At 72.1% G+C, this 13,712-nt stretch carries 14 protein-coding genes; 9 read left to right on the top strand and 5 right to left on the bottom strand.

The window, feature by feature from the left end; all coding sequences use genetic code 11:
- Positions 1-45: 45 nt before the first annotated feature.
- The 3 genes from ABT263_RS30115 to ABT263_RS30105 all read right to left on the bottom strand — a co-directional run bounded on the left by ABT263_RS30115 (position 46) and on the right by ABT263_RS30105 (position 3,326).
- Positions 46-1,188, bottom strand: coding sequence for a glycerate kinase (locus tag ABT263_RS30115; protein ID WP_352295113.1), 1,143 nt, complete (start codon positions 1,186-1,188; stop codon positions 46-48).
- A 349-nt stretch (positions 1,189-1,537) separates the two neighbouring features.
- Positions 1,538-2,425, bottom strand: coding sequence for a 2-hydroxy-3-oxopropionate reductase (locus tag ABT263_RS30110; RefSeq protein WP_329490598.1), 888 nt, complete (start codon positions 2,423-2,425; stop codon positions 1,538-1,540).
- 58 nt (positions 2,426-2,483) lie between these two features.
- A complete protein-coding gene (locus ABT263_RS30105) occupies positions 2,484-3,326 on the bottom strand; it encodes a TIM barrel protein (protein ID WP_329490597.1) in 843 nt (280 codons plus the stop codon).
- 237 nt (positions 3,327-3,563) lie between these two features.
- Between ABT263_RS30105 and ABT263_RS30100 the strand changes: the two genes are divergently transcribed.
- The 7 genes from ABT263_RS30100 (at position 3,564) to ABT263_RS30070 (ending at position 9,460) form a co-directional block, all read left to right on the top strand.
- Positions 3,564-3,809: a thiamine-binding protein gene (locus tag ABT263_RS30100; protein ID WP_387887521.1), complete on the top strand. Its 246-nt coding sequence runs from the start codon at positions 3,564-3,566 to the stop codon at positions 3,807-3,809.
- Positions 3,806-4,186, top strand: coding sequence for a helix-turn-helix domain-containing protein (locus ABT263_RS30095; protein ID WP_329490595.1), 381 nt, complete (start codon positions 3,806-3,808; stop codon positions 4,184-4,186). Before ABT263_RS30100 ends, ABT263_RS30095 begins: the two co-directional genes overlap by 4 nt.
- A 225-nt stretch (positions 4,187-4,411) precedes the next feature.
- Positions 4,412-4,915 carry a 2-oxo-4-hydroxy-4-carboxy-5-ureidoimidazoline decarboxylase gene (uraD, locus tag ABT263_RS30090; RefSeq protein ID WP_352295111.1) on the top strand — a complete coding sequence of 168 codons (504 nt, stop codon included), beginning with the start codon at positions 4,412-4,414 and terminating at the stop codon, positions 4,913-4,915.
- Positions 4,916-4,999: 84 nt separating this feature from the next.
- Complete coding sequence (uraH, locus tag ABT263_RS30085; RefSeq protein ID WP_329490593.1) at positions 5,000-5,335, top strand: hydroxyisourate hydrolase; 336 nt, start codon at positions 5,000-5,002, stop codon at positions 5,333-5,335.
- Positions 5,336-5,361: 26 nt separating this feature from the next.
- Positions 5,362-6,276, top strand: a complete 915-nt coding sequence (gene pucL, locus ABT263_RS30080; protein WP_329490592.1) for a factor-independent urate hydroxylase — start codon at positions 5,362-5,364, stop codon at positions 6,274-6,276.
- Between the two features lie 265 nt (positions 6,277-6,541).
- Entirely contained in the window at positions 6,542-8,005 is a 1,464-nt protein-coding gene (locus tag ABT263_RS30075) for a nucleobase:cation symporter-2 family protein (protein ID WP_380384500.1), read from the top strand.
- A 69-nt stretch (positions 8,006-8,074) separates the two neighbouring features.
- Positions 8,075-9,460, top strand: coding sequence for an 8-oxoguanine deaminase (locus ABT263_RS30070; protein WP_352295109.1), 1,386 nt, complete (start codon positions 8,075-8,077; stop codon positions 9,458-9,460).
- A gap of 226 nt (positions 9,461-9,686) precedes the next feature.
- On the opposite strand, the gene ABT263_RS30065 is transcribed toward ABT263_RS30070, so the two are convergent.
- Both ABT263_RS30065 and aceB read right to left on the bottom strand, forming a co-directional pair.
- The gene (locus tag ABT263_RS30065) at positions 9,687-10,073 is read right to left on the bottom strand and encodes an allophanate hydrolase-related protein (protein WP_352295107.1); all 387 of its coding nucleotides are present in this window, start codon (positions 10,071-10,073) and stop codon (positions 9,687-9,689) included.
- 145 nt (positions 10,074-10,218) lie between these two features.
- A complete protein-coding gene (gene aceB / locus ABT263_RS30060) occupies positions 10,219-11,871 on the bottom strand; it encodes a malate synthase A (RefSeq protein ID WP_352295105.1) in 1,653 nt (550 codons plus the stop codon).
- A 202-nt stretch (positions 11,872-12,073) separates the two neighbouring features.
- Between aceB and ABT263_RS30055 the strand changes: the two genes are divergently transcribed.
- Entirely contained in the window at positions 12,074-12,871 is a 798-nt protein-coding gene (locus ABT263_RS30055) for an IclR family transcriptional regulator (protein WP_329490588.1), read from the top strand.
- Between the two features lie 185 nt (positions 12,872-13,056).
- Positions 13,057-13,635: a hypothetical protein gene (locus ABT263_RS30050; RefSeq protein ID WP_352295103.1), complete on the top strand. Its 579-nt coding sequence runs from the start codon at positions 13,057-13,059 to the stop codon at positions 13,633-13,635.
- Positions 13,636-13,712 lie beyond the last annotated feature (77 nt).

Raw genomic sequence — 13,712 nt, 5'->3', positions numbered from 1 at the left:
CAACAAAACGTCAATGTAGGAAGGTACGAGAGCCGGACGGCCCGCTCAGCCGCGCAGCAGCGCCCTCGCGAGGCGCTCCCCCGCGACCTCGGCCAGCTCCCCGGCCCGGGTCATGCTGTCCCCCGGCTGTTCCGCCAGGTCCGTGAGCGCGTAGGCCGCGGTGAAGCCGGCCGCCCGCCACTCGCGCTCCGACAGCTCCAGCCGTCCGGCCACGGCGGCCACCCGAACCCCCGCCCGGGTGGCCGCCGCGGCAACTCCGGCGGGCGCCTTGCCGTGGAGCGTCTGAGCGTCCAGGCAGCCCTCGCCGGTCACGACGAGGCGTGCCCCACGCACGGCCTCGTCGAAACCCAGCAGTTCGAGCATCAACTCGATGCCGGGTCGCATGGTGGCGCCGAGCAGGGCGAGGGCGGCGAAGCCCACCCCGCCCGCGGCCCCGGCGCCGGGGGCCTCCCGGACGTCGCGGCCGACCGCTTCGCCGACCACGTCGGCGAAGCGGGTCAGCCCCTCCTCCAGTACGACCAGGTCGTCGCCGTCGGCGCCCTTCTGCGGCCCGTAGACGGCGGTCGCGCCGCGCGGGCCGAGCAGCGGGTTGTCCACGTCGCAGGCCACCACGACCTCGACGCCGGTGAGCACGTCGGCCAGCGGTCCGAGGTCGAGCCGGGCCAGCTTGCGCAGTGCGGCGCCGCCCGGCGGCAGTTCGGCGCCGTCGGCGTCCCGCAGCCCGGCGCCGAGCGCCTGGACCATGCCCGCGCCGCCGTCGGTGCAGGCGCTGCCGCCCAGGCCGAGCACGATCCGCTTGGCCCCCAGGCTCACCGCCCGGCCGATCAGCTGGCCGACCCCGTAGGAGCCGGCCGCGAGCGGGGCGGTCCGGCCGCCGGGGAGCCTGGCGAGCCCGGAGGACTGCGCCAGCTCGACCACGGCGGTGTCGCCCCGGACGGCGAGCGCGGCGTCCACCGGCAGGCCGGTGGGGCCGGCCACCTTGGCCGGGATCCTGCTGAACCCGGCGGCCAGTGCGGCGGCCAGGGTGCCCTCGCCGCCGTCGGCGACGGGCAGTTCGCGGACCTCGACCCCGGGCGCGGCACGGCGGATGCCGGCGGCGATCCGGGCGGCGACCTCGGCGCCCTCCAGGGTGCCCTTGAACTTGTCGGGAGCTACGACCACATGGCCCTGGGTGGGGGTGGCGGGCATGGTGCGGGCCTCACTTCCGGACGGTTCTGGCGCTGGTTCGTCAAGCATGTGCCCCGGGAGGCCGGGACGCGGGATGCGGCCCCCTCCCCGCCGTTCCCCTCGTCCCGCTTCCGACGTACGAGGGGCTCCCCTCGGCGAGGGAGGGGGCCGGGCGGCGCGCGGGCACGACCGAAGTGCCCCCGACAGGGAGTGCGCGCCGCCGGTTTGGTCGATCGGCAGGAGGCGGATGAGCCCCGGCCCGCCTGCCGATCGGGTCTGGCCTCCTGGTGGCGCGGGCACGACCGGTGAGGTACACGCCACCAGGAGGAGTCTCAGAGGTACCGCGGGGGTACCGCCGGTCCCGCGAGCGTCACGCGAGCTCGCGGCCGGAGAGCCGCTCGACGCCGCGCAGCAGCGCCGAGTGGTCCAGCGAACCGTCGCCGTTGGCACGGGCGGAGGCGACCAGCTGGGCCACCACCGCACCGACCGGCAGCGCGGCACCCACGGCACGGGCGGCGTCGGTGACGATGCCCATGTCCTTGTGGTGCAGGTCGATCCGGAAGCCCGGCGCGAACTCGCGGTTCAGCATGTTCGCCTTCTTGCGGTTCAGCACCGTGGAGCCGGCCAGGCCGCCGCCGAGCACGTCCAGCGCGGCCGCGAGGTCGACGCCGGCGTTCTCCAGGAACACCACGGCCTCGGCCAGCACCTGGATGTTGACGGCGACGATCAGCTGGTTGGCGGCCTTGACGGTCTGGCCGGCGCCGGCCGGGCCGACGTGGACGACCGTGGTGCCCAGCACGTCGAACAGCGGCTTCGCCTCGGCGAAGTCCTCGGCCGCACCGCCGACCATGATCGACAGCACCGCCTCGACGGCCCCGGCCTCGCCGCCGGAGACCGGCGCGTCCAGGGTGCGGACGCCCTTCTCCTTGGCGGCGGCCTCGACCTTGATCGAGGTCTGCGGGGTGATGCTCGACATGTCGATGACGAGCGTGCCGGGCCGCACGTTCTCCAGCACCCCGCCCTCGCCCAGGACGGCCTGCTCGACGTGCGGGTCGGCCGGGACCATGGTGATGACGACCTCGGCGTCCTTCACCGCGTCCGCGATGCTGCTCGCACCGTGGCCGCCGACCGCGACCAGCGCGTCGATCTGCGGCTGGGTGAGGTTGTAGCCGGTGACGTGGTGGCCGGCCTTGACGAGGTTGGCGGCCATCGGGCTGCCCATGATGCCGAGGCCGATGAAGGCGATCTTGCGGCTCATCGCGTCGTTCCTTTTTCCGTGGTGGGGTGGGGTGCGGTGGCTGCCGGAGCGCGGTGCGCTAGCCGGCGCGGTGCTCGCGCGGGAGCCACTCGAAGCTGTCGGCGCTGACGCCGCCCGCCGGGCGGTACTCCAGGCCGATCCGGCCGGTGTAGCCGGCGGCGGTCAGCCGGGCGAAGAGGTCCTCGAAGTCCAGCCCGCCGGTGCCCGGCTCGTTGCGGCCGGGGTTGTCGGCGATCTGCACGTGGCCGAAGCGGTCGGCGTAGGTGTCGATCACGGCCGCCAGGTCCTCGCCGTTCATGGCCAGGTGGTAGAGGTCGCAGAGGAACTTGGCGTTGCCCAGGCCGGTCGCGGCGTTGACCTTGTCGACCACCTCGACCGCGGCGGCCGCGGAGACCAGCGGGTAGTCCGGGGACTCGGGCTTGTTCAGCGCTTCGATCAGCAGGACGGCGCCGATCTCGTGGGCGGCCCGCGCGGCGACGACGAGGTTCTCCAGCGCGAGCGCGTCCTGCTCGGCCGGGTCCACGCCCTCGATCCGGTTGCCGTAGAGCGCGTTGAGCGCCGTGGTGCCGAGCGAGGCGGCCAGCCCGGCGGCGACCGGCACGTTGGCCCGGAAGCGCTCCTTCTCGGCCGGGACCGAGACGGTGCCGCGGGCGCCCTTGCTGAGGTCGTCCAGGAAGTTGAGACCGGTCAGCCGCACGCCGGCGTCGCCGAAGGCCTTGCGGAGCGCGTCCAGCTCGGCCTCGGACGGGGCGTGCTCCTCGCCGAACGGCCACCACAGCTCGGCGGCGGTGAAGCCGGCGGCGGCGGCAGCGGCCGGGCGCTCCAGGAGCGGGAGCTCGCCGAACAGGATCGACAGGTTGACGGTGAAGCTGTGCGCGGAGGCGGCAGTCACGTCAATCACCTCTCATCTCTCTTCCGTCTATCCGCAACTTCCACGATCCGGAAGAGGGATTCTGCTTGGTGGAAGCATGTCCGCCGCGCCGAGCGAGTGTCAAGACCGTCGCAACAATTTGTTGAAGAGGCCGAAACCGGTCCCCCGCACCGGGCCCGCGCTGTTCGATCGACCAGCCGCCCCCCGGCGGCCGACCGCCCGATGACCGGCCGCGCTCCCGCTCGCTACAGTGAGCGGGTGCGATTGATGGTGGAGTTCACGACAGAACCGTTCGAACTGGACACGTTCCCGGAGCACGCCGTGGCGGCCCGGAAGGTGGTCGACGAAGCCGGCCTGGCCGTCGCGGTCGGCCCCTTCGGAACCGGCGCGGAGGGCGAGGCCGACCAGGTCCTGGCCGCCGTGACCAAGCTGCTCCGGGAGACCCTGGACGCCGGCGCGACCCGGATCTCGGTCCAGGTCAGCGTGCTGGGCGAGGAGGGCGGTACGCCGTGACCGAGCACGTGGACCACCCCCTCGCCGCCGCGATAAAGCCGCTGCTGGAGGCCGTCGGCGCGACGCCCGTGCCACTGGCGGAGGCGAAGGCCGAGGACGTCCTGCTGGAGTGGGAGGGCACCCCGGCCCTGGCCGTCCGGCTGCCCCACCTGAGCAGTGCGCTGGACCGGCTGCTGACCGAGATGGCCCGCCAGTTCGACGGCCGGCCGCTGGCCGAGCTGGACCGCTGGGAGAAGCAGCGCGTGGTCGCCCTGCTGGAGGAGCGGGGCGCCTTCACCGTCCGCCACGGGGTGGAGACGGTCGCCTCGGCGCTCGGCGTGAGCCGCTTCACCGTGTACAACTACCTCAACCGCCAGGACGGCACGAAGTCCGGCTGAGCGTGCGACGCCCCGGTCGGCCGCGTCGGCCGAGCGGGTGTGCCCCGCCGGCCCGGCCAGTCTTCATCAGCCCCCGGCGGGGCACACTTGTCTCATCGCACACGAAACGGCCCGGCAACCGGGGCCGGTTCAAAACGTAACCACCAACCGTTCAACAAAGTGTTGACGGCCCGGTTGGGTGGATCTAGCTTGTGCGGGTGGCACCACTCTTCAGGAGGTCCACCCGTGACCAACCACCCCCACGCCCTTGACGCCCTGGCGGCGGCCGACGCCGCCGAGCTGAGAGAGCTCCTGCTGGAGGTCTGCTCCAGCCCCACCTGGGCCGACGCCGTGGCATCGGCCCGGCCCTGGCCGGACCGCGCGGCCCTGCTCGACGCCAACGCGACGGCCATGGCCGCACTGACGGCCGCCGACCTGCACGACGCGATGGCCGGCCACGCCCGGATCGGCACGCCCAAGGCGGGTGACGCCACCTCCGAGCGCGAACAGGCCGGCATCCGGGGAGTGGACACCGCACTCCTCGACGAACTGCACCGGGCCAACACCGCCTACGAGGCCAAGTTCGGCCATGTGTTCCTGATCTGCGCCACCGGCCGCACCGCGGACACCATGCTCGCCGCCCTGCGGGAGCGCTTCCCGAACGACGCCGCCACCGAGGCGGAGATCGTCCGGGGCGAGCTGCGCAAGATCAACGACATTCGGATCAACCGACTGCTCGACGAGAACTGACCTGTCGTCAGTTACTTTCGACGTATCCACGTATCGACGTATCGACGTACCGTCACATCTGCCATCAGTAAGGTCACTTCACCCATGACTGGCATCTCCACCCACGTGCTCGACACCAGCCTCGGCCGCCCGGCCGAGGGTGTCCCGGTCGAGCTCGCACTGCACACCGAGGGTGGCTGGAAGGTGCTCGGCACCTCCGCCACGGACTCCGACGGCCGGGCCAAGGACCTGCCGGCCGCGGAGGCGGGCTCGGTCGTCCGGCTGCTCTTCGACACCGCCGCGTACTACGCGCGCACCTCCGCGGAGCCGCCGTTCTTCCCCGAGGTCGCGATCGTCTTCACCGTCGCGCCCGCGCAGCACCACTACCACGTGCCGCTGCTGCTGAACCCGTTCGGATACTCGGTCTACCGCGGAAGCTAGACCGCTTGATTGATTGGGAGCCTGTCATGGCCCACGTGCTCGGTCAGAACCAGTACGGCAAGGCGGAGAACCGCATCGTCCGCGTCTACCGTGACAGCACCCGTCACGAGATCAAGGACCTGAACGTCTCGGTCGCCCTCTCCGGCGACCTCGACGACGTCCACCTCACCGGCTCCAACGCCAACTGCCTGCCCACCGACACCACCAAGAACACCGTCTTCGCCTTCGCGAAGGAGTACGGGATCGAGTCCGCGGAGCAGTTCGGCATCACGCTGGCGAAGCACTTCGTGGACAACAACGAGCCGATCCACCGGGCCCGGATCCGGATCGAGGAGTACACCTGGGACCGGATCAAGACCCCGGACAACTCCGCGCGCTTCATCGGCTCGGAGGAGGTCGGCCACTCGTTCGTCCGCAACGGCGGCGAGACCCGAACCTGCGAGGTCGTCTACGACGGTGAGACCGTCCAGGTGATCTCGGGCCTCAAGGACCTCGTGGTGATGAACTCCACCAACTCGGAGTTCTGGGGCTACATCAAGGACAAGTACACCACCCTCCAGGAGGCGTACGACCGGATCCTCGCCACCCAGGTGACGGCCCGCTGGAAGTACGGCTTCGACGGCCGGGACGAGGAGCCCCAGCCCAACTGGAACCGCTCCTACACCCATGTGCGGCGCCACCTCCTGGAGGCCTTCGCCGAGACCTACTCCTACTCGCTGCAGCAGACCCTGCACTCGATGGGCACCCGGGTCCTGAACAACCGCGCCGAGGTGGACGAGGTCCGCCTGGAGCTGCCCAACAAGCACCACTTCCTGGTCGACCTGGAGCCGTTCGGCCTCAAGAACGACAACGAGGTCTACTACGCCGCCGACCGGATGTACGGCCTGATCGAGGGCACCGTGCACCGCGAGGGCGTCGTCCCGGTGATCCCGGTCGCCTGACCGCTCCCCACCCATGGACCCCGTCCGGCACCACCGCACCCCCCGGCCTCCCAGGGCCGGCCGGCACCGGACGGTTCGCAGTACCCGCAACTCCTGCACCAGCAGTTTCTCCACCCCCCACCCACCGGAGATCGTGCCCGCCCCACGGCGGCCGGCCCGGGGTGCTGGAGAAGCGTCCCGAGGGATCCTTGCTCCGCCGTCCCGCCCTCGGGGGATCTCCAGCGCCGCGGGCGCGCCGAGAGCCAGGGCACAAGAGGGGCTCGACATGGCACTCCGTTCCACCCGCACCACAGACGGCGGTTCCACCCCGGAAAGACCACCCGGTCCGGACGGTGTGTCAACCCACCTCCCCGACACCCCTTCCGGGCCGGGAGTCCACCCCGTGGACGAGATGCTGCCGACGGTGAAGCTGGTCTCCACCGGTCTGCAGCACGTCGCCGCGATGTACGCGGGAGTCGTAGCTCCTCCACTCATCGTCGGCGCCGGCGTGGGGCTCTCCCCCACCGAACTCGCCCTGCTCATCTCGGCCAGCCTGTTCACCGCCGGACTGGCCACCCTCCTGCAGACCCTCGGCATCTGGAAGATCGGCGCGCGGCTCCCGTTCGTGAACGGCGTCTCGTTCGCGGGCGTCGCGCCCATGATCGCCATAGCCAAGGAGCACGGACCGAAGGACGCCCTCCCGGTGATCTTCGGAGCGGTGATCGTCGCGGGGCTCCTGTGCTTCCTCGCGGCGCCGTACTTCTGCAAGCTGATCAGGTTCTTCCCACCGGTCGTCCAGGGCACCGTGATCACCCTCATCGGGGTGTCCCTGCTGCCGGTGGCGGTGAACTGGGCGCGCGGCGGATCGCCGGGCGCCCCGGGATTCGGTTCCATGCGGGCCATCGGCCTCGCCGCGATCACCCTCCTCGCGGTGGTGCTCTGCAACCGGCTGCTGCGCGGCTTCTGGCAGCAGCTCTCGCTGCTCGTCGGGCTGGCGTTCGGCACCCTGCTCGCCTTCCCGCTGGGCCTGGCCGACTTCGGCGCGGTCCAGGACGCGAAGGTCTTCGCGCTCCCCTCCCCGTTCCACTTCGGCGCCCCCGTGTTCGACGCGGCCGCGATCGTCTCGCTCTGCATCGTCATGGTGGTCTCGATGACCGAGTCGACCGCCGACATGCTGGCGCTCGGCAAGATCGTCGACCGTCAGGCCGACGAGGCCACCCTCGCCGCCGGCCTGCGGGCGGACGGCCTGGCCACCGCGCTGAGCCCGGTCTTCAACGGCTTCGCCGCCAGTGCCTTCGCCCAGAACATCGGGCTGGTGGCGCTGACGAAGATCCGCAGCCGCTTCGTGGTCGCGGCCGGCGGCGGGATCCTGATCCTGCTCGGGCTCTTCCCGGTGCTCGGGTCGGTCGTCTCGCTGGTGCCGCAGCCCGTCCTGGGCGGCGCCGGGATCGTGCTCTTCGGCACGGTCGCGGCGAGCGGCATCCGCACCCTCGCGGAGGCCGGCATGGAGTCCAGCTCGAACACCATCCTGGTGTCGGTCGCGCTCGGGGTCGGGATCATACCGATCGCGGTACCGACCTTCTACGACGCTTTCCCGGAGGCCGTCCGCACCCTGCTGCACTCCGGGATATCGGCCGGCAGCGTGATGGCCGTCCTGCTCAACCTGCTCTTCCACCACGTCGGGGTCGCCCGCCGGTCGCCGGCCGACGGGAACCCCGCCACGACGGTGCCGACGGCGACACCGTCCTGACCGGTTGACGGGGGGCGCGTGCCGCTCATCGCGCGCTCCTCGTCAACCCTCCCCCATAGGAGTAACACCATGGCAGTCCAGCCCCCACCCGCCGACCAGCGGATCGTGATCGAGAACGTCGCGATCGCGACGGTCGACGCCAACGACACCGAGTACGCCCGCGGCCACGTGGTCGTCCTCGGCAACAGGATCGAGTCGGTCGGCGACGGCCCCACCCCGCAGTGGCTGGACAACGTGGTACGCCGGATCAACGGCGAGGGCCACCTCGTCACCCCCGGCCTGGTCAACACCCACCACCACTTCTACCAGTGGATCACCCGCGGGCTCGCCCAGGACAACATCCTCTTCGACTGGCTGGTCGCCCTCTACCCGACCTGGGCCCGGATCGACGACAAGCTCGTGCACGCCGCCGCCCAGGGCTCGGCCGCCGCACTGCTCAAGTCCGGCTGCACCACCGCCGCCGACCACCACTACGTCTTCCCGAAGGACGGCGGCGACATCCTCGGCGCCGAGATCGAGGCCGTCCAGGAGCTCGGCATGCGCTTCACCGCGCTGCGCGGCTCCATGGACCGCAGCAAGAAGGACGGCGGCCTGCCGCCGGACCACGCGGTCGAGAACACCGAGGAGATCCTGATCGCCTCCGAGGCGGCCGTGGACAAGTACCACGACGCCTCCTCCGACGCGATGCTGCAGATCGCCATCGCGCCCTGCTCGCCCTTCTCGGTCTCCACCGAGCTGATGCGCGAGGCCGCCCTGCTGGCCCGCCGCAAGGGCGTCCGGCTGCACACCCACGGCTCCGAGACCGCCGAGGAGGAGGCGTTCTGCAAGGAGCTGTTCGGGATGGGCCCGACCGACTACTTCGAGTCGGTGGGCTGGCTCGGCGAGGACGTCTGGATGGCGCACTGCGTCCACATGAACGACTCGGACATCGCCAAGTTCGCCGAGACCGGCACCGGTGTCGCGCACTGCCCGTCCTCCAACGCCCGCCTCGCCGCCGGCATCGCCCGCGTCCCCGACATGCTGAAGGCCGGCGTCCCGGTCGGCCTCGGGGTGGACGGCACCGCCTCCAACGAGTCCGGCGAGCTGGGCACCGAGCTGCGCAACGCGCTGCTGATCAACCGCCTGCACGGCTACCCGACCGCGCTCACCGGCCGCCAGGCGCTGCGCCTCGGCACCATGGGCGGCGCCCGGGTGCTCGGCCGGCAGAACGAGATCGGCTCGATCGAGGCCGGCAAGCTGGCCGACCTCGCGCTGTGGAAGATCGACGGCATCATGCACTCCTCGATCGCCGACCCGGTCGCCGCGCTCACCCTCGGCGCCCTGCCGCCGCTGGCCGCCCTCTTCGTCAACGGCAACGCCGTCGTGGAGAAGGGGCAGCTGACCACGGTGAACGAGGACCGGATCGCGCAGGCCTGCGCCCGCGCCGCCAAGGAGCTCGCCGCCCGCCCCGTGTAACCCCCTGAACTCCGGGCCGCCCAGGGACGGTGCGTCACCCGGACTCCGTGCGCCACCGCTCAGGACGGCGCACGGACCCCAGCCCCGGACCCACGGCGAGGGTCCGGGGCTGTGGCGTGCCCGGGCGGAGGCGGCCCCTCCGCGTCGGCGGGCCGGCCCGATCGGGGTCCGGACACGACGGAGGGCCTGCGCCGGTCGGCGCAGGCCCTCCGGGCGTGGTGGGGTGTCAGGCCGTGCGGCCCAGGGTGGCGAGGTAGCGGCGCCAGCCGCCGTAGCGGGTGATCTCGCGGTGGACGCCGCGCTCGGCCTCGCCGCGGGCGAGCACCATGGAGAGGCAGGGCGAGCCGTCGGCCAGCGTGATGACGCCGAGTTCGAGCTCACGGGGCTCGCCGGGGAGGATCACGTCACGCAGGTGTTCGAGGGTGATGTCGTACAGCTCGCCCTCGATGGCGGTGTCGACGGACGGGTCGGCGAGCAGTCCGGGGCAGACGTCCCGGATGGAGAAGAAGCGGTAGCCCGGCGCGGTCCGGACCGGGCCGACCAGCGCGTCGGCCACCGAGGGGTGGAAGGGGCCGCCGACCATGGCCTGGCCGTTGAAGAAGATGCGTGCCACGGGGATCGATGCCTCCGGAAACGGCCGTTCCGCACGGCGACGATGAGGACAGCTGGATTCGTCGCCGTACGGAACGGAGCAATGGGGCGCGGCGACTGCTACAAGCCGGCAGGCGGCAGCGGGCGCACGCGCGGATAGATTGGGCTCAGCCCAGCAGGGGCAGCGCGGGCAGGGTCAGGAAGTCCGCGAACTCCTCGGCCAGGGCGACCTGTTCGAAGAGCTTGGCGGCCTCGCGCCAGCGCCCACCGGCGTAGGCCTCGTCGCCCAGCTCGGCCCGGAGCGCGGCGAGCTCCTCGGCCACCAGACGGCGCACCAGGTCGGCGGTGGCCTTCTCGCCCGTGTCGGAGAGCACCACGCCGTTGTGGATCCACTGCCAGATCTGCGAGCGGGAGATCTCGGCGGTGGCGGCGTCCTCCATCATGTTGAAGATGGCGACGGCACCGAGGCCGCGCAGCCACGCCTCGATGTAGCGGACCCCGACCTGGACGGCGTTGTGCAGGCCGGCGTGGGTGCAGTGGCCGCCGGCGCCGGCGATGTCGAGCAGCTGGGCGGCCGTGACGGGCTCGGCCGGGCCCGGGTCGTCCTTCTGGTTCGGGCGCTCGCCGAGGACGGCGTCGAAGCAGGCACGGGCGACCGGGACGAGGTCCGGGTGGGCGACCCAGGAGCCGTCGAAGCCGTGGCCGGCCTCGCGGTCCTTGTCGGCCCTGACCTTCTCCAGCGCGGCCGCGTTGACCTCGGGGTCGCGGCGGCTGGGGATGAAGGCGGCCATCCCGCCGATCGCGTGCGCGCCGCGCCGGTGGCAGGTCTGCACCAGCAGCCGGGTGTAGGCGGCCATGAACGGGGAGGCCATGGTGACGGAGTTGCGGTCCGGCAGGATGTAGTGCTCGCCGGCGTCGCGGAAGTTCTTGACGATCGAGAACAGGTAGTCCCAGCGACCGGCGTTGAGCCCGGCGGCGTGGTCCCGCAGCTCGTAGAGGATCTCCTCCATCTCGAACGCCGCGGTGATGGTCTCGATCAGCACGGTGGCCCGGACGGTGCCGTGCGGGATGCCGAGCGCCGCCTGGGCGTGGGTGAAGACGTCGTTCCAGAGCCGGGCCTCCAGGTGGCTCTCCGTCTTCGGGAGGTAGAAGTAGGGGCCGGAGTTCGGGTCCTCCGCGCCGCGCGCGAGCAGCCGCGCCGCGTTGTGGAAGAAGTAGAGGCCGAAGTCGAGGAAGGCCCCGGCGACCGGCCGGCCGTCGACCAGCAGGTGGTTCTCGTCCAGGTGCCAGCCGCGCGGGCGGACCACGACGGTGGCCAGCTCGGCGGCCGGCCTGAGGGTGTAGGCCTTGCCGGCCGAGGAGGTGAAGTCGATCCGGCCCTCGAAGGCGTCGATCAGGTTGATCTGGCCGCCGACCACGTTCTCCCAGGTCGGCGAGGTGGCGTCCTCGAAGTCCGCCAGCCAGACCCGGGCGCCGGAGTTGAGGGCGTTGATGACCATCTTGCGGTCGGTGGGGCCGGTGATCTCGACCCGGCGGTCCTGGAGGGCGCGGGGGGCCTCGGCCACCGTCCAGTCGCCCGCCCGCACGGCGGCCGTCTCGGGGAGGAAGTCCAGGGTGCCGGCCTCGGCGATCTCGGCACGGCGGGTCCTGCGGCGCACCAGGAGCTCCTGCCGGCGGTCCTCGAACGCGCGGTGGAGGCCGACGACGAAGGCGACCGCCTCCGGAGTGAGCACCTCCTCGGCCCGGTGGACTCGCGGACCGGCGACAGTGACGACCGGAGCGGCGGGGGAGGCGCCGGCGGGTCCCTGATCTGTAGCCATGAGCAGGACACTCCTAAGACGGTTGAGCATGGCGAAGGCAGTTCCGGTGGGAACGTCCTTGATCTGAACCGAGGGGAAACCCCACCTGTCGGAGGGTTCGATTCTGTAAGGTGGAGACTAGTTTCCGCGATACAGAATTTCAACGGTTTGTTGAGGTGATCGCTGGGACTCTACTCCTCCCCCGACAGCGAAGGGAACGCCGGTGGTTGCGACCCCCGACACAGCATCGACGACGGGTCCGGACCGCGCGAGCGGCGGCGTGCAGTCCGTCGAGCGCGCCTTCCTGCTGCTGGAGGCGCTGGCCGACTCCGGCGGCGTGGCGACGCTCAGTGAGCTCTCCACCTCCTCCGGGCTGCCGATGCCCACCATCCACCGCCTGGTTCGTACCCTCGTGCAGCAGGGCTATGTCCGCCAGGACACCGCGCGCCGCTACACCCTGGGCCCCCGGCTGATCCGGCTCGGTGAGACGGCCGGGCGACTGCTCGGCAGCTGGGCCCGCCCCTACCTGGCCGAACTGATGGAGGCCACCGGCGAGACGGCCAACCTGGCCGTGCTGGAGGGCGGCGAGGTGGTGTACGTCGGACAGGTGCAGTCGCGGCGCTCGATGCGGATGTTCACCGAGGTCGGCCGCCGGGTGCAGCCGCACTGCACGGGAGTCGGCAAGGCGCTGCTGGCCCAGTTGCCCGAGGAGGAGGCGCGGGCCGTGCTCGGCCCGAACCCGCTGCCGGCGCACACCTCCTACACCGTGACCGACCCGCAGGAGCTGCTGGTCCAGTTGGCGCAGGCGCGTGAGCGCGGCTACGTGGTGGACGACCAGGAGCAGGAGATCGGGGTGCGCTGCATCGCGCTCGCGGTACCCGGCGCGCCGACGCCGACGGCGCTCTCCGTCTCCGGCCCGGAGGCCCGGATCCGGGCGCTGGAGGAGCAGGCCGGCGCGGCCTCGCTCGTCCCCGTGATGCACCAGATCGCGGCCCGGCTGGGGCAGGTCCTCGCCCCCTGACCCGCCGTCACCGGAGTTCGTCCGTACGGGTCGTCGGACCACCCGGCTCCCCCAACGGGGGTTCCCCCGTTCGAGCGGCCCGGGGGCGGGGCGTCCCGGCGGCGGCGGGCGGGTCGGTCACGCTGGTGCGGACGCGGCCCGCGACGGTGCCGGCCGCCGGAACGCAGAGGGCAGGGTGAGCGACGATGTCGCACAGAAGTTCCGTTCGCAGTTTCCTCGGCAGGGCACTGACGGTGGGGTGCGCGGTGACGGCGCTGGCCGCCGGGCCCGCGTGGGCCACCTGCCCGGTGGCCGAGCCGGACCCGGCGGCCGGCGCCGGGGCCACGGCGCCGGCCAAGGTGCCCGCCGCGGCACCGGCCCCGTCCGACTCCGACCTCCAGGTGGTCCGGATCGACCCGGACGCCGCCGCGCCCGGCGGCACCACCACGGTGCACGCCTTCATCGGCAATCTCGGCCCGGACCGGACGGCCTCGCCGTTCACCGTGGTGATCACCCTGCCGGAGGGTGTGACCCCCGAGGGCCCGTTCTTCCCGGAGGACTGCTCCGTGTTCCAGAACGGCCACCGGGTGCGCTGTGTCTTCCCGGCCGGGCTGCCGAAGTTCCGGAGCGCCACGGCGCTGATCCCGGTACGGCTGGCGGCCGACCTCCCGGCACCCGGCACTCTGACCGGAGGCTGGGTCGCGGTGCGCAGCGACGACGACCGGAACGAGGCGAACAACAAGCAGCCGTTCGAGATCCCGGTGGTGCAGACCGCCCGGAGCTGAACCGGGCCGGCCCGGGCCGTACCGTGCTGGGCCGTCCTGGCCCAGCACTGCTCCCGGGACAGCTCAGTCCCGACGCA

The organism is Kitasatospora sp. NPDC001603 (assembly GCF_040298365.1).
Lineage (GTDB): Bacteria > Actinomycetota > Actinomycetes > Streptomycetales > Streptomycetaceae > Kitasatospora.
This window is presented reverse-complemented; position numbering and strand designations above follow the sequence as displayed.